The organism is Pseudomonas putida (assembly GCF_028682475.1).
Classification (GTDB): Bacteria; Pseudomonadota; Gammaproteobacteria; order Pseudomonadales; family Pseudomonadaceae; genus Aquipseudomonas; species Aquipseudomonas putida_AG.
Window position 1 is genome coordinate 151,673 of the sequence record NZ_JANHLE010000007.1, and the last position, 18,020, is coordinate 169,692.

Annotated in this window: 18 protein-coding genes; 12 read left to right on the forward strand and 6 right to left on the reverse strand. The window is 61.1% G+C overall.

Annotation, left to right across the window (positions count from 1 at the left end; translation table 11 throughout):
- The first annotated feature begins 199 nt into the window (after positions 1–199).
- The 5 genes from NPS47_RS08620 (at position 200) to NPS47_RS08640 (ending at position 5,049) form a co-directional block, all read left to right on the forward strand.
- On the forward strand, positions 200–640 hold the full coding sequence (locus tag NPS47_RS08620) for a hypothetical protein (RefSeq protein WP_274294561.1): 441 nt from the start codon (positions 200–202) through the stop codon (positions 638–640).
- 256 nt (positions 641–896) lie between these two features.
- Complete coding sequence (locus tag NPS47_RS08625; RefSeq protein ID WP_274294562.1) at positions 897–1,952, forward strand: tetratricopeptide repeat protein; 1,056 nt, start codon at positions 897–899, stop codon at positions 1,950–1,952.
- Between the two features lie 168 nt (positions 1,953–2,120).
- Positions 2,121–2,891, forward strand: a complete 771-nt coding sequence (locus NPS47_RS08630) for an endonuclease/exonuclease/phosphatase family protein (protein WP_425313484.1) — start codon at positions 2,121–2,123, stop codon at positions 2,889–2,891.
- The gene (clsB, locus tag NPS47_RS08635) at positions 2,888–4,099 is read left to right on the forward strand and encodes a cardiolipin synthase ClsB (RefSeq protein ID WP_274294563.1); all 1,212 of its coding nucleotides are present in this window, start codon (positions 2,888–2,890) and stop codon (positions 4,097–4,099) included. Before NPS47_RS08630 ends, clsB begins: the two co-directional genes overlap by 4 nt.
- Complete coding sequence (locus tag NPS47_RS08640; RefSeq protein WP_274294564.1) at positions 4,096–5,049, forward strand: lysylphosphatidylglycerol synthase domain-containing protein; 954 nt, start codon at positions 4,096–4,098, stop codon at positions 5,047–5,049. The genes clsB and NPS47_RS08640 overlap by 4 nt, the downstream gene beginning before the upstream one ends.
- On the opposite strand, the gene NPS47_RS08645 is transcribed toward NPS47_RS08640, so the two are convergent.
- Entirely contained in the window at positions 5,046–5,504 is a 459-nt protein-coding gene (locus NPS47_RS08645; protein ID WP_274294565.1) for a nucleoside deaminase, read from the reverse strand. The genes NPS47_RS08640 and NPS47_RS08645 overlap by 4 nt on opposite strands.
- 153 nt (positions 5,505–5,657) lie before the next feature.
- Here NPS47_RS08645 and NPS47_RS08650 point away from each other — a divergent pair, with 153 nt between their 5' ends.
- Together NPS47_RS08650 and NPS47_RS08655 are read left to right on the forward strand one after the other, a co-directional pair.
- Positions 5,658–6,362 carry a type 1 glutamine amidotransferase domain-containing protein gene (locus NPS47_RS08650; RefSeq protein WP_274294566.1) on the forward strand — a complete coding sequence of 235 codons (705 nt, stop codon included), beginning with the start codon at positions 5,658–5,660 and terminating at the stop codon, positions 6,360–6,362.
- A 108-nt stretch (positions 6,363–6,470) separates the two neighbouring features.
- Positions 6,471–7,274, forward strand: a complete 804-nt coding sequence (locus NPS47_RS08655) for a CSS-motif domain-containing protein (RefSeq protein ID WP_274294567.1) — start codon at positions 6,471–6,473, stop codon at positions 7,272–7,274.
- A 61-nt stretch (positions 7,275–7,335) separates the two neighbouring features.
- Here the strand turns inward: NPS47_RS08655 and hppD are convergent, their stop codons facing one another.
- Positions 7,336–8,412, reverse strand: coding sequence for a 4-hydroxyphenylpyruvate dioxygenase (hppD, locus tag NPS47_RS08660; protein WP_274294568.1), 1,077 nt, complete (start codon positions 8,410–8,412; stop codon positions 7,336–7,338).
- Between the two features lie 309 nt (positions 8,413–8,721).
- Between hppD and NPS47_RS08665 the strand changes: the two genes are divergently transcribed.
- Together NPS47_RS08665 and rarD are read left to right on the forward strand one after the other, a co-directional pair.
- A complete protein-coding gene (locus NPS47_RS08665; protein ID WP_274294569.1) occupies positions 8,722–10,302 on the forward strand; it encodes an EAL domain-containing protein in 1,581 nt (526 codons plus the stop codon).
- A 32-nt stretch (positions 10,303–10,334) separates the two neighbouring features.
- On the forward strand, positions 10,335–11,222 hold the full coding sequence (gene rarD, locus NPS47_RS08670; RefSeq protein WP_274294570.1) for an EamA family transporter RarD: 888 nt from the start codon (positions 10,335–10,337) through the stop codon (positions 11,220–11,222).
- On the opposite strand, the gene NPS47_RS08675 is transcribed toward rarD, so the two are convergent.
- The gene (locus NPS47_RS08675) at positions 11,185–12,756 is read right to left on the reverse strand and encodes a TerC family protein (protein ID WP_274294571.1); all 1,572 of its coding nucleotides are present in this window, start codon (positions 12,754–12,756) and stop codon (positions 11,185–11,187) included. The two genes, rarD and NPS47_RS08675, sit on opposite strands and share 38 nt — an antisense overlap.
- Before the next feature lie 343 nt (positions 12,757–13,099).
- Here NPS47_RS08675 and NPS47_RS08680 point away from each other — a divergent pair, with 343 nt between their 5' ends.
- The gene (locus tag NPS47_RS08680) at positions 13,100–13,687 is read left to right on the forward strand and encodes a LysE family translocator (RefSeq protein ID WP_274294572.1); all 588 of its coding nucleotides are present in this window, start codon (positions 13,100–13,102) and stop codon (positions 13,685–13,687) included.
- Here NPS47_RS08680 and NPS47_RS08685 read toward each other — a convergent pair.
- Entirely contained in the window at positions 13,676–14,461 is a 786-nt protein-coding gene (locus tag NPS47_RS08685; RefSeq protein ID WP_274294573.1) for an AraC family transcriptional regulator, read from the reverse strand. The two genes, NPS47_RS08680 and NPS47_RS08685, sit on opposite strands and share 12 nt — an antisense overlap.
- A gap of 5 nt (positions 14,462–14,466) precedes the next feature.
- Positions 14,467–15,009, reverse strand: coding sequence for a helix-turn-helix domain-containing protein (locus NPS47_RS08690; RefSeq protein ID WP_274294574.1), 543 nt, complete (start codon positions 15,007–15,009; stop codon positions 14,467–14,469).
- Positions 15,010–15,168: 159 nt separating this feature from the next.
- Here NPS47_RS08690 and NPS47_RS08695 point away from each other — a divergent pair, with 159 nt between their 5' ends.
- Positions 15,169–15,951 (forward strand): aldolase, encoded by a 783-nt coding sequence (locus tag NPS47_RS08695; protein WP_107023150.1) that lies wholly within the window; start codon positions 15,169–15,171, stop codon positions 15,949–15,951.
- Positions 15,952–15,988: 37 nt separating this feature from the next.
- A complete protein-coding gene (locus tag NPS47_RS08700; RefSeq protein ID WP_274294575.1) occupies positions 15,989–16,891 on the forward strand; it encodes a dihydrodipicolinate synthase family protein in 903 nt (300 codons plus the stop codon).
- Here the strand turns inward: NPS47_RS08700 and NPS47_RS08705 are convergent.
- Positions 16,868–17,881: an AraC family transcriptional regulator gene (locus NPS47_RS08705; RefSeq protein WP_274294576.1), complete on the reverse strand. Its 1,014-nt coding sequence runs from the start codon at positions 17,879–17,881 to the stop codon at positions 16,868–16,870. The genes NPS47_RS08700 and NPS47_RS08705 overlap by 24 nt on opposite strands.
- Between the last annotated feature and the right edge of the window lie 139 nt (positions 17,882–18,020).

Sequence of the window (18,020 nt, forward strand, 5' to 3'; positions counted from 1 at the left end):
CTCGCCTGCTCGCGCTCGCGGGGCTTTTTTGTGGTGCAAGCGCCTAGTCCTACATCTCAGGCGACTCACCCGTCAGACGTTTCCTCATAGATCTTAGGAATTGTCCTCTATCACCCTGAATGGTCCGACGATATGTTTGCTTCTCCCTGCAAGGCACAGGGTTATACAACTACACACATATGAGCAAAAGGAAGTACTTGTGAACGCAGTTCTGAAGTTTCTCGCAATATCGACGCTTGCCGCCGCAGCCACCGGTTGCACCAGCTACAACATCAGCCAACCGTCTTCGCCGATCGACAGCCAAGTCAAAGCGGACCTGAAGGCTGACGTAGCCGTGGGCGAAGCCATTTCGGGTCAGTCGTCCGTCAACATCCTGTTTGGCTTCCTGCAATTCGGCGGTGACAACCAGTTTGCCGATGGTGTCGCGTACGGCGGCGAAAGCGGTGGCGCTCTGGGCGGCCTGGGCCTGGACCCTGTCAGCGCGGTCAAGTCTGCTGCGGCATTCAAGGCGGTGAAGGCTTCGGGCGCAGACTTGATCGTGGCCCCGCGCTATGAAGTCAACGAAGAAAACTACTTCGTCTTCAAGAAGGTTTCCGTGACCGTGAAAGGTAACAAAGGCAACATCCGCAGCATCCGTTGACGCCTGCTGTACCCGGCGGCCCAGGTGGAGAGTCGTTGAATTCGCGGGTGTGGCTCCCCATTCGCGAATTCCTCTCCATTATGCTTTCCTGGTTCCGTTGAAACCCTGATGATAGTTAATCCCTTAGCCCGTCCCCCACGGGCTTTTTTTGGTTCTTCGCACACTCCTGGGGGACTAAGGTCCTACAGCATTTGACGCAGCCACCTACCCTGTCCCAAGCTGATACCCTAGCCTGCCGCGTGCCCCGGATCCACCCATGTCGAAACAACGCCAATACACCCTGATCAGCCTGATCCTGCTTATCGCCCTGGGTCTTGGCGGCTATTTCTGGCGCGACGACAGCCCGGCACCGCCCCCCGCCCTCAAACACAGCTATGCCAAGGCCGTGGCCATGGCCCACAACGGCCAGCCCGGCGCGGCCAGGGTCCTGTATCAGCAACTGGGGCGCACGGACCTTTCCGCTATTCGCCGTGCCGGCCTGTACGCCGAACTGCCCAACTACCCCTCGCCGCTGGCACTGAAACTGGCCAACCGCGACCTGCAGCACGACGATCCACTGGTTCGCCGTGCCGCCATTGCCAGCATTCAAGCCATGCTGCCCGGTGCCCAGCGCAGCCTGGCCCTCGGACCGTTGCTCGACGATGAAGAGCAAAGCGTGCGCTTTGCCGTGGTCGATGCCTTGCTGGGGCTCGGGCCTGACGATATCGGCCTGTACTTCGGGCCCTTGCAGCACAGCCTGGAGCAGTATCAGCAGGTACTCGCGCAGCAGACCGACGACCCCGCCGCGCAGTTGCATCTGGCCCAGCTTTACCTGCACGAGAACAGCCTCAAGGAGGCAGATGCAGCCCTCGACAGGACCCTGCAACTGGACCCGGACAACCTCCAGGCCTTGGCCGTACGCGTACAACTGCTGGAACGCCAGGAGCAGACCGATGCCTCGCGCAAGTTGCTGGCCGACGCCTTGCAGCAGCGCCCGGACTCCGCCTTCCTGCAGCACGAACTGGGCCACTGGCTGCTGCGCCATGGCCAGGACGAATACGCCCTGCTGGCCTTTGCCCGCGCTCTGGAACTCGAACCGGACAACAACGAGTACCGCTACACCCTGGCGACCACGCTGCACCAGCTTGAACAGGTGGAACCGGCGCAGAAGCAGCTCGAAACGCTATTGTCTCGTGACCCGGCCAACCGCAAAGCCAGGGTGACGTTGATTGAATACTGGAAAGAAACCGGGCAGATGCAGAACGTTCAGGTGCTGCTCGCCCAGCTCGAGCAGTTGAACCCAGACGACCCGCTGGTACAGCAAGGCCTCTAGGCATGGGCCTGACCATTGGGCAATACAGTTGAACCGCCGTTGATACCTGAGGGTCCAGTGATAGTGCAACGACAGTAAGCGCCCCTGGCGAATGCTGTCTGACCCTATCAAAGGAGGTCCGACGTGGCTGAACCGTTGCCCCCTGGTGAACCGACATCACACCTGACACTGCCCACCGATCGGCTGGGCACGGCACCCGCCGTAGACCATCTGCGGGTGCTGACCGTCAACGCCCATAAAGGCTTCAGCCCCCTGAACCGCCACTATGTCCTGCCTGAACTGCGCGAAGCGGTGCGCAGTGAAAACGCTGACCTGGTGTTTCTTCAGGAAGTGCTCGGCAGTCATCGCCAACATCGGCGGCGGCACCGCAACTGGTCGGATGTGCCGCAGTACGAGTTCCTCGCCGACAGCCTCTGGCCGGTGTTCGCCTACGGTCGCAATGCGGTGTACCCGGACGGCGAGCACGGTAACGCGCTGTTGTCCAAATACCCGATCCTGCGCCACGACAATCTCGATATCAGTGTCAAAGGCCGCGAACAGCGGGGCCTGCTGCACTCGGTGCTGGCGCTGCCCGAAGGGCTGCAGCTGCATGCCATCTGCGTGCACCTGGGGCTGGATGAACGCCAGCGCCAGCAACAGCTCGGGCTGTTGTCCGGGCTGCTCGACAGCTTGCCGCCGCTGGCGCCGGTGATCGTCGCGGGCGACTTCAACGACTGGCGTCAGCGCGCCGACGCACAACTGGCTGGCAACGGGCTGCAGGAGGTCTTCACGCAGGCCTACGGCAAGCCAGCGCGCAGCTTTCCGGCGCGCTGGCCGTTGCTCTGCCTGGACCGCATCTACCTGCGCAATGCCCGCGCCCATGCGCCGAAGGTGATGTCGCGCAAACCCTGGACACACCTGTCCGATCACTTGCCCTTGGCTGTGGAGGTGCGCTGGTGAACGGACAATGGCGGGCCGACAACCAGGTTCAGTTGCTGATCAATGGTGAAGACTATTTCCCCAGTGTGTTTGCGGCCATCGAACAGGCGCGTGAAGAGATCCTCCTGGAAACCTTCATCATTTTCGAAGACAAGGTCGGCCGCCAGCTACAGCAGTTGCTGATCGATGCAGCGCAGCGTGGCGTACGGGTGGAGATGCTGGTCGATGGTTTCGGTACCGCCGACCTCAGTCACGACTACATCAAGGCGCTCAGCGACGCCGGTGTTCATTTGCAGGCCTTCGATCCGAGTCCCAAACGCCTGGGCATGCGCACCAACCTGTTTCGCCGCCTGCACCGCAAAATCGTGGTGGTCGATGGTGAAGTCGGCTTCGTCGGCGGCATTAATTTCAGCGCCGATCATCTGCAAGATTTCGGTGCCATGGCCAAGCAGGATTATGCCGTACAGGTGCGTGGGCCGATTGTCGCCGACCTGCGCAACTCAACCCTGACCCTGCTCGACGAGTCCACCCGCTTACGCCAGCGCAGTCGCCATTGGTGGCAGCGCGCCTTGCCGCTGGCCGCCGACAGCGATCAGGCCAGCATGATCCTGTGCATCCGCGACAACCAGGATCATCCCAATGATATCGAACGGCATTATCTCAAGGCCCTGAACAGCGCCCGCGAACGCATCGTCATTGCCAACGCCTATTTCTTTCCCGGCTATCGCCTGCTGCGTACCTTGCGCGATGCCGCCCGCCGCGGGGTGAAGGTGACTCTGGTGCTGCAGGGCATGCCCGACATGCCGCTGGTGCGCCTGTGCTCACGGCTGCTCTACAACTACTTGCTACGCGATGGCGTACGGATCTTCGAATACTGCGAGCGGCCGTTGCATGGCAAGGTGGCACTGGTGGACCAACACTGGTCAACCGTGGGTTCCAGCAACCTCGACCCCTTGAGCCTGTCGTTGAACCTTGAAGCCAACCTGGTGATCCACGACCCGCCACTCAACGCGCGCTTGCATGAGCACCTGCAGGACCTGTGCATTCACCGCTGCAAGCCGGTGAGCCTGCGCCGGGCATTGCGTGGTTACTGGTGGCGGGCGCCGCTGATCTTTCTCAGTTTTCACTTCATCCGCCACTTCCCGGCCATGGTCGGCTGGCTCCCGGCCCATGTCCCGCGCCTGCAGCCGCTGTTGCGCGAACAGCAGCCCACAGGCAAAGCCACATGAGCAAGCACGCCGGCCACTGGCATCGCGCCCGCCAACTCCTCACCCTGGGCTTTTTCATCCTCGTCCCGGTGTTGCTGTACACCTTGCTCAAGAACCTCGACTGGCAGGAAGTGCGCCACGCGCTGACGTCCTACCGCTGGCAAACCCTGGCACTGGCCGCGCTGGTCAGCGCTTGCAGCTTCGCCCTGTTCAGCAGTTTCGACCTGATCGGGCGGCGCTACACCGGCCATCATCTGCCGGCGCGCCAGGTACTGCCGCTGGCCTTCGTCTGCTACGCCTTCAACCTCAATCTCAGCGCCTGGGTCGGGGCCATTGCCCTGCGTTATCGGTTGTATACCCGCCTGGGATTGTCGATGGCCACGGTGACCCGGATTCTCAGCCTGGGCTTGCTGACTAACTGGACAGGCTACTTATTCCTGGCTGGCACGCTGTTTCTCTGCGGATTGCCACACTTGCCTGCGGGCTTTGAAATCGGCAGCAGCGGCCTGCGCCTGATCGGTTTGCTGCTGTTGTTGATCGCCCTGACCTACCTGCTGGCCTGCCGCTTTGCCAGGCGCCGCACCTGGCAGCTGCGCGGCCACGACATCACCCTGCCCGGCCTGCCCATGGCGGCCCTGCAACTGCTCATGGGCGCCAGCAACTGGGCGCTGATGGCCCTGGTGGTGTTCAGTCTGCTACCGGACAAGGTCGGTTACCCGACTATCCTCGCGGTGCTGATGATCAGCAGTATCGCCGGCGTCATTACCCACATACCGGCAGGCCTGGGCGTCCTGGAAGCGGTGTTTCTCACCCTGTTGCAAGCCCATTACGGCAAGGGCACCCTGCTGGCGGCGCTGATTGGCTACCGGGTGGTGTACTTTCTCTTGCCACTGATGGTGGCCGGACTGGTCTATCTGCTCCTCGAGCGTCTGGCCAGTCAGCGTACCGACACTTCAGCCAATAACGCCTAGCGGCCGATGTCTTCGTCCCACAGCTCTGGTCTGGCCTTGATGAAATCTTCCATCATGCGGACGCAATCGCCATTGTGCTGAACCTCAAGCGCCACACCACGGGAGGTGAGCAACGCCTCTTCACCGAGGAAGGTCTTGTTTTCGCCGACGATCACCCGCTTGATCCCGTACAGCAGGATCGCGCCACTGCACATCGCACAGGGTGACAAGGTGGTGTACAGGGTCGATTCGGCATACACCTTGGCCGGCTGACGACCGGCATTCTCCAGGGCGTCCATTTCGCCATGCAGGATTGCACTGCCGGACTGCACCCGCCGATTGTGCCCGCGACCGATAATCCGGCCTTTGTGCACCAGCACCGAACCAATCGGAATCCCGCCCTCTTCCAGCCCCTTGCGCGCCTCGTCGATGGCGGCCTGCATGAATTCATCGGTTTGCGCTGTGGTGGTGCTCATGGGGTTGTTGACTCCAGTGTCAGATTCAAGGCTCCAGCAAGGCTAGCACACCGCCCGCAAGGAATGGCAACCTGGCCAGTCACTACTATGCTGTAGGGGTTTTCCTTGGTGATCCGGGCGTACCGGGTCCGATCCAGTGAAGGGAGCCTGGTGATGAGCAAGAAGATTCTGGTGGTCCTGACCAACACGGCCAAATACCCGACGCTCAAGCGCGCCACCGGGCTGTGGCTGGGAGAGGCGGTGCATTTTGTCGAAAAAGTCGAGGAGGCAGGCTTCAAGGTCGATTACCTGAGCCCGACGGGTGGCTATGTTCCAATCGACCCACACAGTCTGAGCATGGCCAAGGACATTGATTGGGAGTGGTACAACAACAAGGCGTTCATGAATCGCCTGGGCACCACTTTGAGCCCCGGCCAAGTCAAGGCTTCGGACTACGCAGCGATCTATTACGCCGGCGGCCACGGGGTGATCTGGGACTTTCCGGACAATACCGGACTACAGGACCTGGCACGGCGTATATTCGAGGCCGGCGGGGTTGTCGCCTCGGTCTGCCATGGTGCTGTGGGCCTGCTCAATATCAAGCTCAGCGACAACACGCTGCTGGTCAAGGACCGTGAAGTAACGGGGTTCTCCAACATCGAAGAACAATTGGCCGAGCTGGACAAAGTGGTGCCCTATCTGACCGAAACCGAATTAAGTGCCCGAGGTGGGCTGTACCGCAAGGCCGAGGATCCCTGGCAGACATTTGCCATCGCCGATCAGAAAGAAGGTCGCTTGATCACCGGTCAGAATCCGGCATCCGGGGCCGCGGTAGCGGACCTGGTTGTGAAAGCCCTGGCTGCAGGCAAGGCCACTTGAACCTGACGTCAAGCTGAAGAGTACTACAGGCGCTAACAATGACGCCTACAGGCGATTCGGGTGCGCTTCTCTATGCTGACCCTCGGTTCAGCATAGAGGCACCCAACCATGGTTCCACACTCCCACGCCGGGCGTAGCCTGATCGAGTTTCTTGTCACCCTTCTGATCGGGCTGGCACCTATCACCTGTGGCCTGCTGGTACTGGTATTGCAGGTCGACCGTAAGCAAGAAGAAACCATCGAGGTGACCGCTCGCGAAGCCGTTTACGCCATCGACAGGGTTGTCGAGTCCCTGCACGACGCCAGTCACCAGGCCATAAAACTGCTGGATAAGCCCTGTGATGCGATCTTGCCTGATTTGCGCATGGAAATGGTCAAACAACCGAACGTGCGCTCATTGGCCCTGAAAAAGGACAACCGCATTTATTGCAGCACGCTGTATGGATCGACCGACATTACCCTTGATCTGGGTAGCTATGTTGAAGGACGGCTGCGCGTGTACCCGAGCAACATTGCAACCCCGGGCTCGGATATCTTGCTGTATCGGCTGCAGGAGGGCCGGTCCGCGATCATTGCTGCCGCCAATCTCAAGATCCTCCAGGCAGAGTTGCTCGGCTTCCAGAATTCCGTGGTATTGAGCCTGCAGTTTGGTGGCCAGTATGTCTGGGCAACGGGCAACGGCGAGTACTACAAGGTACCCAATCATGCAGAAAACACCCTGAAGCTCACCTCGCAAAAGTATGGCTACACCGTGCATGCCGGTTACCCGGACGGCGAATCCTGGCAGGTGATTCGCCACGCGATGCGCGCCGCCTTACCGTCCCTGCTGCTGGTCGGCATCATGACCTCGGCGGCCGGATACTGGGGGATGTTCAGACGAACAAAAAGCCGTTCAACGCCTGCACAACCCTGACAGCACAAACAAAAAAGGCCATTGAGTATCCTCAATGGCCTTTTACTGTTACTGCACTCGATTACTCGGCGTTCAGCACACCACGGCGTACCTGATCGCGCTCGATGGATTCGAACAGTGCCTTGAAGTTGCCTTCACCAAAGCCATCATCGCCTTTGCGCTGGATGAACTCGAAGAACACCGGCCCCATCAGGGTTTCCGAGAAGATCTGCAACAGCAGGCGCTTGTCGTCTGGCTGCGAAGAACCATCGAGCAAGATGCCTCGCGACTGCAGTTGGTCGACTGGCTCGCCATGACCTGGCAGACGGCCTTCGAGCATCTCGTAGTAGGTCTGCGGCGGCGCGGTCATGAAACGCATGCCCAGTTTCTTCAGCGCATCCCAGCTCTTGAGCAGGTCATCGGTGAGGAAGGCCACATGCTGAATGCCTTCGCCATTGAACTGCATCAGGAACTCTTCGATCTGCCCGGCGCCCTTGGACGACTCTTCGTTCAACGGGATGCGGATCATGCCGTCGGGTGCGGTCATGGCCTTGGAGGTCAGGCCGGTGTACTCACCCTTGATGTCGAAGTAACGGATCTCGCGGAAGTTGAACAGCTTCTCGTAGAACGCCGCCCAATAGGCCATGCGGCCACGGTAAACGTTGTGGGTCAGGTGATCGATGATCTTCAGACCCGCACCGACCGGGTGACGGTCGACACCTTCAATGAAGTTGAAGTCGATGTCATAGATCGAACTGCCTTCTTCGAAACGGTCGATCAGGTACAGCGGCGCGCCGCCAATACCTTTGATCGCCGGCAGGCGTAGCTCCATCGGACCGGTTTCGATTTCCACCGGCTGGGCACCCAGCTCCAGGGCACGGGCGTAGGCCTCATGGGCGTTGCGCACACGGAAGGCCATACCGCACACCGACGGACCGTGCTCGGCGGCAAAGTACGAAGCAATGCTTTTCGGTTCGTTGTTGAGGATCAGGTTGATGTCACCCTGGCGGTACAGGTGCACATCCTTGGACCGGTGGGTGGCCACCTTGGTGAAGCCCATGATCTGGAAGATCGGCTCGAGGACGCCGGGCGCCGGCGAGGCGAACTCGATGAATTCGAAGCCCATCAGGCCCATCGGGTTTTCAAAAATGTCGGCCATGCTCATTACCTCATCATCAAAGCGCTAAAAACAGTGATTACTTGCTATCGATGTCGAGCGAAGATGGCGGCGCGCAGGAGATGCCCCTCACACTGCGTGCGAGGTAGTCACCATAGATCAGCTTGAACCCATGACACTTCATATGGACCCATTCTCGGCGGGTTGATTCCTCGGGTGGCGAGGAACCTTATTATTGTATGCGTAAGGTGATTCTACAGTGCGTAATCCAATTTGTCGCACTTTAAGTTCAGACACGATTCCGACGTACGGCTATCCTCTGCACAGTGCTGTCTTTTCAGGTTAGTCGTCATGCCCTTATCGGTAAAACACCGTCCACTGCGCCTCTGGCGAACAGTCTTGCCCTGGCTGGTAGGCGCCTTGCCGATCCTGTGCGGGCTGCTGATCATGCAGTGGCAAGCCGAGCGGGAATTGCACAACCGCAGCGAAGCCACTGCGCGCAGGGTGGCCAGCCAGATCGAACGCATCCTCGACAACGCCTCCAGCGCCGCCCGCGAGCTGCTGCCGCTGGCCGGGCAGCCCTGCGTCGAAGAAAAACTGGCCTTGCGTGATCAAGTCACCCGACGCGCTTTTGTTCGTTCAACCAACCTTGAGTACCGCGGCGAACTGTATTGCAACTCACTGTTCGGCCCCCGCAGCGAGCCGGTCAAGGTCAGTGACTATGTTCAGGGTACGCTGTGGCTGATGGATGGCAACTCTGTCACCCCCGGTCATCCGTTGCTGGTGTACCGGGTGGCCGAAGGCGAACGCGCGGCCATCGCCACCGTCGATGGCGATCACCTGATCGGTGCTCTGTACCTGCTCGGCAATGACAATCAACTGATGTTGCAAGTCGGCCAGCACTGGATCGACCGTGGCGGCCAGGTCCATACCGGCGTTGCGCCAAGGTCGGAGGTAGCCGCCACCGAGTTTGCTTCGACGCGCTACCCCTTCTCTATTCACAGCGGTTACATCGAGGGCACCGTGGGCCAGCAAATGCGCAACGAGTACCCAGCCATGTTGGGCCTGCTGGTATTACTCGGCGCCATCGCCGCAACCACCTGCTACTGGCAACTGCGTCGGGCCAGCTCACCGCGCGCCGAACTGCAGCGCGCCATCGAAGCCCACGAATTCATCCCTTACTTCCAGCCAGTGGTGCGCCGTGGTGACTACCGCTGGGCCGGTGTCGAGGTGCTGATGCGCTGGCAGCACCCGCGTGACGGCCTGGTATCCCCGGACCTGTTCATCCCCTATGCCGAACACAGCGGGCAGATCGTGCCCATGACCCGCCAGTTGATGACCCGAACTGCCGAGGCATTGGCCCCGCATGCCGAGCGCATGGAGGATGGCTTTCACATCGGCATCAACATCACCGCCGATCATTGCCAGGACCTGGCCCTGCTCGATGACTGCCGTGGGTTCCTCGCCGCCTTTCCCCTGGGCCGCGTGCGCCTGACCCTGGAGTTGACCGAGCGCAAACTCATTTCCCCGAGCGAAGTCACCCATGCGTTGTTCGCCGGCCTGCATGAGCTGGGGGTGATGATTGCCGTGGACGACTTTGGGACCGGGCAGTCGAGCCTGGCCTACCTGCGCCAGTTCCAGGTCGATTACCTGAAGATCGACCAGAGCTTCGTGGCCATGATCGGCGGCGATGCGCTGTCCTTGCATATCCTCGACAGTATCATCGAGCTGTCGAGCAAGCTGGGGCTGGGGATCGTTGCCGAAGGGGTGGAAACCGAGGCCCAACGTGACTACCTGGCCCGGCACAACGTCGATTTCCAGCAAGGCTACCTGTTTGCCCGGCCAATGTCGGCCGAAGCATTCATTCAGGCCCTGGAAGCACAAGGCCCGGCATCAGCCACTGACAACCAGGTCGTGCCCCAAGGTGGCTGATCACCCTTCTTTTTCCAGCTACAGAGGCCCTCGTGTCCAAAGGCATCGTTTCATCGGTCACGGCATCGTGCTTGTTCGCCGTGATGTATTACTACACCTCGCTATTGACGCCACTGGACGGTGAAGAAATCTTTGGCTGGCGCACCCTGCTGACCCTGCCCTGCCTGACCCTGTTCCTGCTGCTGAGCAAGGACTGGCCACTGGTGACCGGCCTGCTCAAGCGGATCCGGCAAAAGCCGGTACTGCTGCTGGGTTTGATCGGCACCTCATCGCTGATGGGCGTGCAGCTCTGGCTGTTCCTCTGGGCGCCGTTGCACGGGCGCAGCCTTGAGGTGTCGCTGGGGTACTTTCTGTTGCCGCTGACCATGGTCCTGACCGGACGCGTGGTCTACGGCGAACGCCTGTCACGCCTGCAAAAGCTGGCCGTGGCCTGTGCAGCGACCGGCGTCGCGCACGAACTGTACCAGCACGGCAGTTTCGCCTGGGAAACCCTGCTGGTCGCCATCGGCTACCCGCTGTACTTCATCCTGCGGCGCAAATGCCGCACCGATCACCTCGGGGGCCTGTGGGCCGACATGTGCCTGCTGCTGCCAACGGCGCTGTACTTTGTCGTCCAGGGCCCGTTGAGCGCCCAGGACCTGGTCGAACACCCGGCCCTGTACGGCCTGATTCCGTTGCTGGGGGTGATCAGCGCACTGGCGCTGATCTGCTACGTACTGGCAAGCCGCCTGCTGGCCTTCAGCCTGTTCGGCCTGCTCAGTTATGTCGAACCGGTGCTGCTGGTGGCCGTGGCCCTGCTACTGGGCGAGACCATCGGCCCCGACCAGTGGCTGACCTACCTGCCAATCTGGCTGGCAGTCGTGGTACTGATCCTTGAAGGCATCAAGCACCTGCTGCGCCATCAGCGGCGTTCGGCCTGAGGCGCACCTCGCGGACCCGGCGCTCCTCCACCGCAACCACGGTCATCTGCCAGCCATTCCAGTGCAGGCAGTCGCCGACCACCGGCAAACGATCCAGCAGGCTCATGACCAGGCCGGCGAGGGTCTGGTAATCCTCGGTCGGTTTGGCGGCAAAGCCGGTGCGTGCCTGGATCTGGCTCAGGTTCAGCGCACCGCTGACGACAAAGCCCTGTTCGTCCTCGACGATCCCCGGGCCTTCGACCTCGCTGGCATCGGGCAACTCACCGGCGATGGACTCGAGGATGTCGGTCATGGTCAGGATGCCGGTGAAATCACCGAACTCATTGACCACAAAGGCGATGTGGGTCGACTGGTTGCGCATCTGTTCCAGGGCGTTGAGGATGCTGAAGCTCTCCAGCAAGTTCAGCGGCGCGCGGACCAGGCTTTCCAGGTCCGGCTCGTTACCGGCCAGCAGCTCCTTGAGCAGTTCCTTCTTGTGCACGAAGCCCAGTGGTTCGTCGATACGGCCCTCGCGGATCAAAGGCAAGCGCGAGTAGGACGAATGCATCAATGCCGTACGAATAGACTCGGGCGATTGCGCCAGATCGATAGCATCGACCTCGGCCCGCACGGTCATCAGTGTCTTGACCGGACGCTCGGCAAGTTTCAGCACACCGCTGATCATCACCCGCTCGCGACGATCGAACAGCACCTGCTCCTCGCCGCCCTCAACCAGGTCGGCAATTTCCTCACCAACTTCGTCCGCCTCGATGCGTCGTCCGCCCAACAGGCGCAGCACCGCATGGGCGGTGCGCTCACGCAACGGCCGGTGTTGCTGCAGGCTGCGCTTGCGCCGGGCGCGGGCCACCTGGTTGAACAGTTCGACCACAATCGCGAAACCGATAGCCGTGTACAGATAGCCCTTGGGAATATGGAAGCCCAGGCCTTCTGCAGTCAGGACGAAGCCGATCATCATCAAGAAGCCGAGACACAGCATGATCACCGTCGGGTGGCTGTTTACGAAGCGCGTCAACGGCTTGCTGGCGACGATCATGATACCGATCGAGAAAATCACCGCGATCATCATCACCGACAACTGCTCGACCATACCCACGGCAGTGATCACCGCGTCCAGCGAGAACACCGCGTCGAGCACCACGATCTGCGCCACGATAGGCAAGAACGCGGCATGACGGGTGCTGCCACTGGACTGGGCGACATGGCCCTCCAGACGCTCGTGCAGTTCCATGGTGGCCTTGAACAGCAGGAACACACCGCCGAAGAGCATGATCAGGTCACGGCCGGAGAAGCTCTTGCCGAACACCTCGAACAACGGTTCGGTCAGGGTCACCATCCAGGAAATACTGGCCAGCAGGCCCAGGCGCATGATCAACGCCAGGGACAAACCGATCACCCGCGCACGGTCGCGCTGATGCGGAGGCAGCTTGTCAGCCAGGATGGCGATGAACACCAGGTTGTCGATACCCAGTACCAGTTCCAGCACAATCAGCGTGGCAAGGCCCAGCCAGGCCGTGGGGTCGGCTAGCCATTCCATGGGCGGGTACTCATCGGGCTGTACAGCGGGGAAACGTCACAGAGACGGGAGAATGGCCAGGACGGCCAGGTACTGGGGGGCTCCGAGAACGAAGTCATATCAACCTAATATCAATTGGGGATGAGATCCTACAATTGCAGCAGGGAATTCTTACAGCGCAAAACTATTTCAAATTCTGTATCAACTGTACTGTGGGAGCGGGCTTGCCCCGCGATTGCGGTGTATCAGTCCCACTGCAATCGCGGGGCTAGCCCGCTCCAACCGGTTAGAGGGTAATTTTCTTCAATACCAGCTCCCGTCAACTCATCAGACTGAGTTCACCTTTCCTACAGGATGAACACCAATGAGTCTGACCCTGTCCATGGCCGCCTTCGCGCTGGCCGCGTCCATCTCCCCCGGCCCGGTAAACATCGTCGCTTTGGGCAGCGGTGCCCGTTATGGCTTGCGGGCCAGCCTCAGGCATGTCACCGGGGCCACTCTGGGTTTCAGCCTGCTGCTGTTGCTGATCGGTCTGGGGCTGCACGAGTTGCTGCGTTACTGGCCGGCGATGACCCAGGTCCTGCATGCCGGCGGCGTGGCCTTTTTGCTGTACATGGCCTGGAAACTGGCCAGCGACCGCGGTGAACTGGCCAGTAGCAGCGCCCCGACAGCACCGTCGCTGCTCGCCGGGGCCACCCTGCAATGGATCAACCCCAAGGCCTGGCTGGCCTGTGTGGCCGGTGTCGGCGCCTACGTCGGCGAAGGCCAGACGGCCCTGCTCTGGCAGTTCACGGGCATCTACTTTGTCGTCTGCTACCTGTCCATCGCCAGCTGGGCCTGGGCCGGAAGCGTCATCAGCCAGTACCTGGGCAACCCGCAACGCGTCCGTGTGTTCAACCGGGTGCTGGCGGCGCTGCTGGTGGCCAGCGCCCTGTACCTGTTACTGGCCTGAGCGATAGTGCCCCGGTGTCGCCGCCAGGTGACGCTTGAACGCCCGCTGCAGGTGGGCCTGGTCGGCAAACCCGGCTTCCAGCGCCACCTCGGCGATCAACGCGCCGCGGCGCAGCCGGGCGCGGGCAAACTGCACCCGTTGATCGAGCAAGTAGCCATGGGGCGTCAGACCGAACTGCTGCTTGAACGCGCGGATCAGGTATGAAGTAGACAGCCCTGCCGCCGAGCCAATGTCTTGCAGGCGCAGCGGCTGGGTGCAGTGCTCGCGGATGAAGGCGGCAGCGGCCAGCAAACGCGGATTGACCCGCCCCACAACCGTTACGCCGGAGGGCAGTTGCTGGATCAGTTCACTGAAAAAAATGCATAACGCAGCCTGCTTGCTCGCGATGCTGACCTGATCATCCAACAGCAACGCATGCAGTTGGCACAGGTCCTGGTAAAGGGCTGGCGAAACGCTGCTGAGGACCTTGAACGGCTGAAACCCCAGCGCCTGCAACCAGGGCACGTCCACGTACAGCATGAGGTACGACCAGGGTTCACCCTCGATCGGGTTGCAGGTATGCACCACGCCGGGGTTCATCAGCACCACGGTACCGGTGCTCACCTGCTGGTGGCTGTCACTGCTCACATACGTACTGCGACCCGCAGTGATCGCGCCGATGGAAAAGCTCTCGTGCGAATGCGCCGCATAGCAGACGTTGCGCCCATCCTCGACGCTGCGCGCCTCGATGTAGGGCAACGCCGGGTCACGCCAGAAACGAGAGTGGCTGTCCATTGTCATCAGCCTTCGGCGTCATGCACCACCACCAGCAACTGCGCCTGCACCTCGCCCAGCGAGCGCAGGCGGTGCGGCGTCTGGGCGTTGAAGTACAGCGCATCACCGCGTTCGAGGATGACCCGCTCACTCATGAAATCCACCTCCACCTGGCCTTCGTGAACAAACAGAAACTCCTCGCCCAGGTGCTCCTTGAAGGTCGAGTCACTGAAATCCGGCGGTGGGCTGATGATGAACGGCAGTAAGCTGCGGCTGCCGATATGGTTGGCCAACACCGCATAACCCGGGCCCTGAGCACTCCCGGAAAGCGCCTGGCGTTCGCCACTGCGTACCAGGCTAAAGCGTGCCTGGCCGGGTGCATCTTCGGCAAACAGCTCTTCGACATTGACACTCAACGCCCGCGCCAGCTTCAGCGCCGCGGCAATCGACGGCGTGTTCAGGCCACGCTCGACCTTGGAGAGATAGCTCTTGGTCATGCCGGACTTCTCGGCCAGCACCTCCAAGGTAATCCCCAGTTTTTTTCTCAATAATTTCAATCGGATAGACATGTGGTGCAATTTTCCCAGTGCCACGGGCAAGCTTTTTCTTGCTAATGACACATTGTGTCATTTATCCTTTTTTGTGTCATTCGCTTAACCGCCCCTGCACCTTCCAAGTAACCGGGGCGGGCCAGCCTGACATTTCTCTACACCATCGAGGATATCCCCATGGCCAAGACTCTGGCACTGCCCAAGGACCAACTGATCAAGCAGGCCCTTACACAGATGCAAGGCTCGCTTGCCGATAATACGTGGACTGCACGGGAAAAGCTGGCCCTGACCTGTCGAATTCTCTTCGACAACGGTCACGACTCGGGCCTGGCCGGGCAAATCAGCACCCGCGGGCCACAACCTGGCACGTTCTATACCCAACAACTGGGGCTGGGTTTCGATGAAATCACCGCCAGCAACCTGTTGCTGGTCAATGAAGACCTCGAAGTGCTCGAAGGCCAGGGCATGCCCAACCCGGCCAACCGCTTCCACAGCTGGGTTTATCGGGCGCGCCCGGATGTGAACTGCATCATCCACACCCACCCGACCCATGTCGCTGCGCTGTCGATGCTTGAAGTGCCGCTGCAGGTGTCGCACATGGACCTGTGCCCGCTGTATGAGGACTGTGCCTTTCTTGAAGCCTGGCCCGGGGTGCCGGTCGGCAACGAAGAAGGCGAAATCATCAGCGCAGCGCTAGGCGACAAACGCGCCATCCTGCTCTCGCACCATGGCCAGCTGTCCACCGGTGCGAGCATCGAGGAAGCCTGTGTCATCGCCCAGTTGATCGAGCGTGCGGCCAAGCTGCAGTTGCTGGCCATGGCCGCAGGCGAAGTGAAGCCGATCGAGCCGGCGCTGGGCCGCGAAGCCCATGACTGGATCTCCCGGCCAAAACGCCACAGCGCTGCCTTCAACTACTATGCGCGGCAGTGCCTGCGGGTGCATGCCGACTGCCTGAACTGATTGTTCGCCCTATTGCCTTACTTGCGGAGTACGTTTCATGACCACAAAATTCCACGGCATCATCGGCTACACCATCACCCCGTTCAGCAGCGACGGCCAGCACCTTGACCTGCCTGCCCTGGGCCAGTCCATCGACCGCCTGATCGCCGGTGGCGTGCATGCCATCGCCCCGCTGGGCAGCACCGGCGAAGGCGCCTACCTGAGCGATAGGGAGTGGGACCAGGCCACCGAGTTCAGCCTGGCGCACATTGCCGGCCGCGTGCCGACCATCGTCAGTGTCTCGGACCTGACCACTGCCGGCGCCATCCGCCGCGCGCGCTTTGCCCAGGCCCATGGCGCCGATGCAGTGATGGTGTTGCCAACGGCCTACTGGAAACTCAGCGAAGCGGAGATCTTCGAGCATTACCGCGCCATCGGTGCCAGCATCGATGTACCGATCATGCTCTACAACAACCCCGCCACCAGCGGCACCGACATGTCAGTGGAACTGATCCTGCGCATCGTGCGCGAAGTTGAAAACGTCACCATGGTCAAGGAGAGCACCGGCGACATTCAGCGCATGCACAAGCTGCAACTGCTCGGTGAAGGCAAGGTGCCGTTCTATAACGGTTGCAACCCGCTGGCCCTGGAAGCGTTCATCGCCGGTGCCAGCGGCTGGTGCACGGCGGCGGCGAACCTGATTCCCGAACTCAACCAGGCGCTGTACAAGGCCATCGTCTGCAACGACCTGAAGACCGCCAAGGCGGTGTTCTACCGTCAGTTGCCGCTGCTCGACTTCATCCTCAAGGCGGGCCTGCCGGCCACGGTCAAAGCCGGCCTGGCCATGCGCGGCTTGCCGGTAGGTGAGCCCCGGCGGCCGGTATTCGCCCTGAACCAGGCCGGGCAGGATCATCTGCGCGCCTTGCTCGACGATCTGCTATCGCCGGTTGGCCAGGCGTAAGCGGTAGCCCCCCGGGCTTTCGCCAGTCCACTTCTTGAACGCGCGGTGGAACGCGCTGGGTTCCTGGAACCCGGTGCGTTCTGCAATCTCGGCAATGCTCATGTCGGTTTCGCGCAGGCATTCGAAGGCCGTGGCCCGGCGCACTTCATCCTTGATTTGCTGGAACGAGCGGCCTTCGCGCTCCAGCTGCCGGCGGAAACTGCTGGCACTCAGGCCCTGGCGCTTGGCCATGGCCACCAGCGTTGGCCACTGGCCCTGATCACGCTCGCGCAGGTAGCGGTACACCTGGGCCACCTGACCGCTGTGGTTGCGATAGCGAATCACCAGCCATTGCGGCGCACTGCGCAGGAACGTCTTGAGCGCGGCCAGGTCCTGGATCACCGGCAATTGCAGGTAGTCGGCAGCAAACTCGATTTCAGTGACGCCCATGCCTAACTGCAGGTTGGGGCCCCAGAGCAGCGGATCGTCATCCTGCGCCGGACGCAGATCCGTCAGCGCGGTACGATCGATCACCAGGCGCTGGCCACCCAGCCAGCACAACAGACTGATCACCAACGCCAGAAACGTTTCTTCGGCATACACCCGGGTCAGCGGGTCTTCAATGCGCGAGTGCACGCTGATCACCGCTCGTGCACCTTTGATCGACAGGCTGGCACGCATATCGCGCAAAAACAGCGCAAAATTGCTCAGGCACTGGCGTAGCGCCTTGCCCAGGGTCGGCTCCTGGATCAGGCCCCGGCAGATCAGGGCAAAACTGCCGATGGGCATGCCATGGCTGTCGAGATCGAAAAATTCGTCGTCCAGGTCCTGGATCAGCAACAGCCAGAGCCTGGCAAAGGCGCTGGCCGGCACCCGGGCGCCAGTGCTGTCGAGCACTGCCGGGTCGATACCGGCGTCGCGCAACAAAGCCGCCGCCCGCTGCGGCTGGTCGCGCAGGGCATGCAACATGGTATGGACGAAGTAAACCGCGACTGTATCGTTTTCCCGCATGGCGGATTCCGCAAGGGTATGGCAAAAAATACCAGTTTCAGTGAACAGTTATGGCATAGGCCCGGCGCAAGGCTTTGCCTAGACTCGATGACAACCTGAACTGGCCTGGCGTGCATTCTCTCAGAGCCAGCCCCCGCCC

Coding starts and splice junctions, on each gene's coding strand:
- NPS47_RS08685 (WP_274294573.1), bottom strand. CDS start 14,461: ATGGACAGCCACTCTCGTTTCTGGCGTGACCCGGCGTTGCCCTACATC.
- NPS47_RS08700 (WP_274294575.1), top strand. CDS start 15,989: ATGACCACAAAATTCCACGGCATCATCGGCTACACCATCACCCCGTTC.
- NPS47_RS08705 (WP_274294576.1), bottom strand. CDS start 17,881: ATGCGGGAAAACGATACAGTCGCGGTTTACTTCGTCCATACCATGTTG.
- NPS47_RS08625 (WP_274294562.1), top strand. CDS start 897: ATGTCGAAACAACGCCAATACACCCTGATCAGCCTGATCCTGCTTATC.
- NPS47_RS08665 (WP_274294569.1), top strand. CDS start 8,722: ATGCCCTTATCGGTAAAACACCGTCCACTGCGCCTCTGGCGAACAGTC.
- NPS47_RS08655 (WP_274294567.1), top strand. CDS start 6,471: ATGGTTCCACACTCCCACGCCGGGCGTAGCCTGATCGAGTTTCTTGTC.
- NPS47_RS08640 (WP_274294564.1), top strand. CDS start 4,096: ATGAGCAAGCACGCCGGCCACTGGCATCGCGCCCGCCAACTCCTCACC.
- NPS47_RS08645 (WP_274294565.1), bottom strand. CDS start 5,504: ATGAGCACCACCACAGCGCAAACCGATGAATTCATGCAGGCCGCCATC.
- NPS47_RS08690 (WP_274294574.1), bottom strand. CDS start 15,009: ATGTCTATCCGATTGAAATTATTGAGAAAAAAACTGGGGATTACCTTG.
- NPS47_RS08695 (WP_107023150.1), top strand. CDS start 15,169: ATGGCCAAGACTCTGGCACTGCCCAAGGACCAACTGATCAAGCAGGCC.
- hppD (WP_274294568.1), bottom strand. CDS start 8,412: ATGGCCGACATTTTTGAAAACCCGATGGGCCTGATGGGCTTCGAATTC.
- NPS47_RS08680 (WP_274294572.1), top strand. CDS start 13,100: ATGAGTCTGACCCTGTCCATGGCCGCCTTCGCGCTGGCCGCGTCCATC.
- NPS47_RS08675 (WP_274294571.1), bottom strand. CDS start 12,756: ATGGAATGGCTAGCCGACCCCACGGCCTGGCTGGGCCTTGCCACGCTG.
- NPS47_RS08650 (WP_274294566.1), top strand. CDS start 5,658: ATGAGCAAGAAGATTCTGGTGGTCCTGACCAACACGGCCAAATACCCG.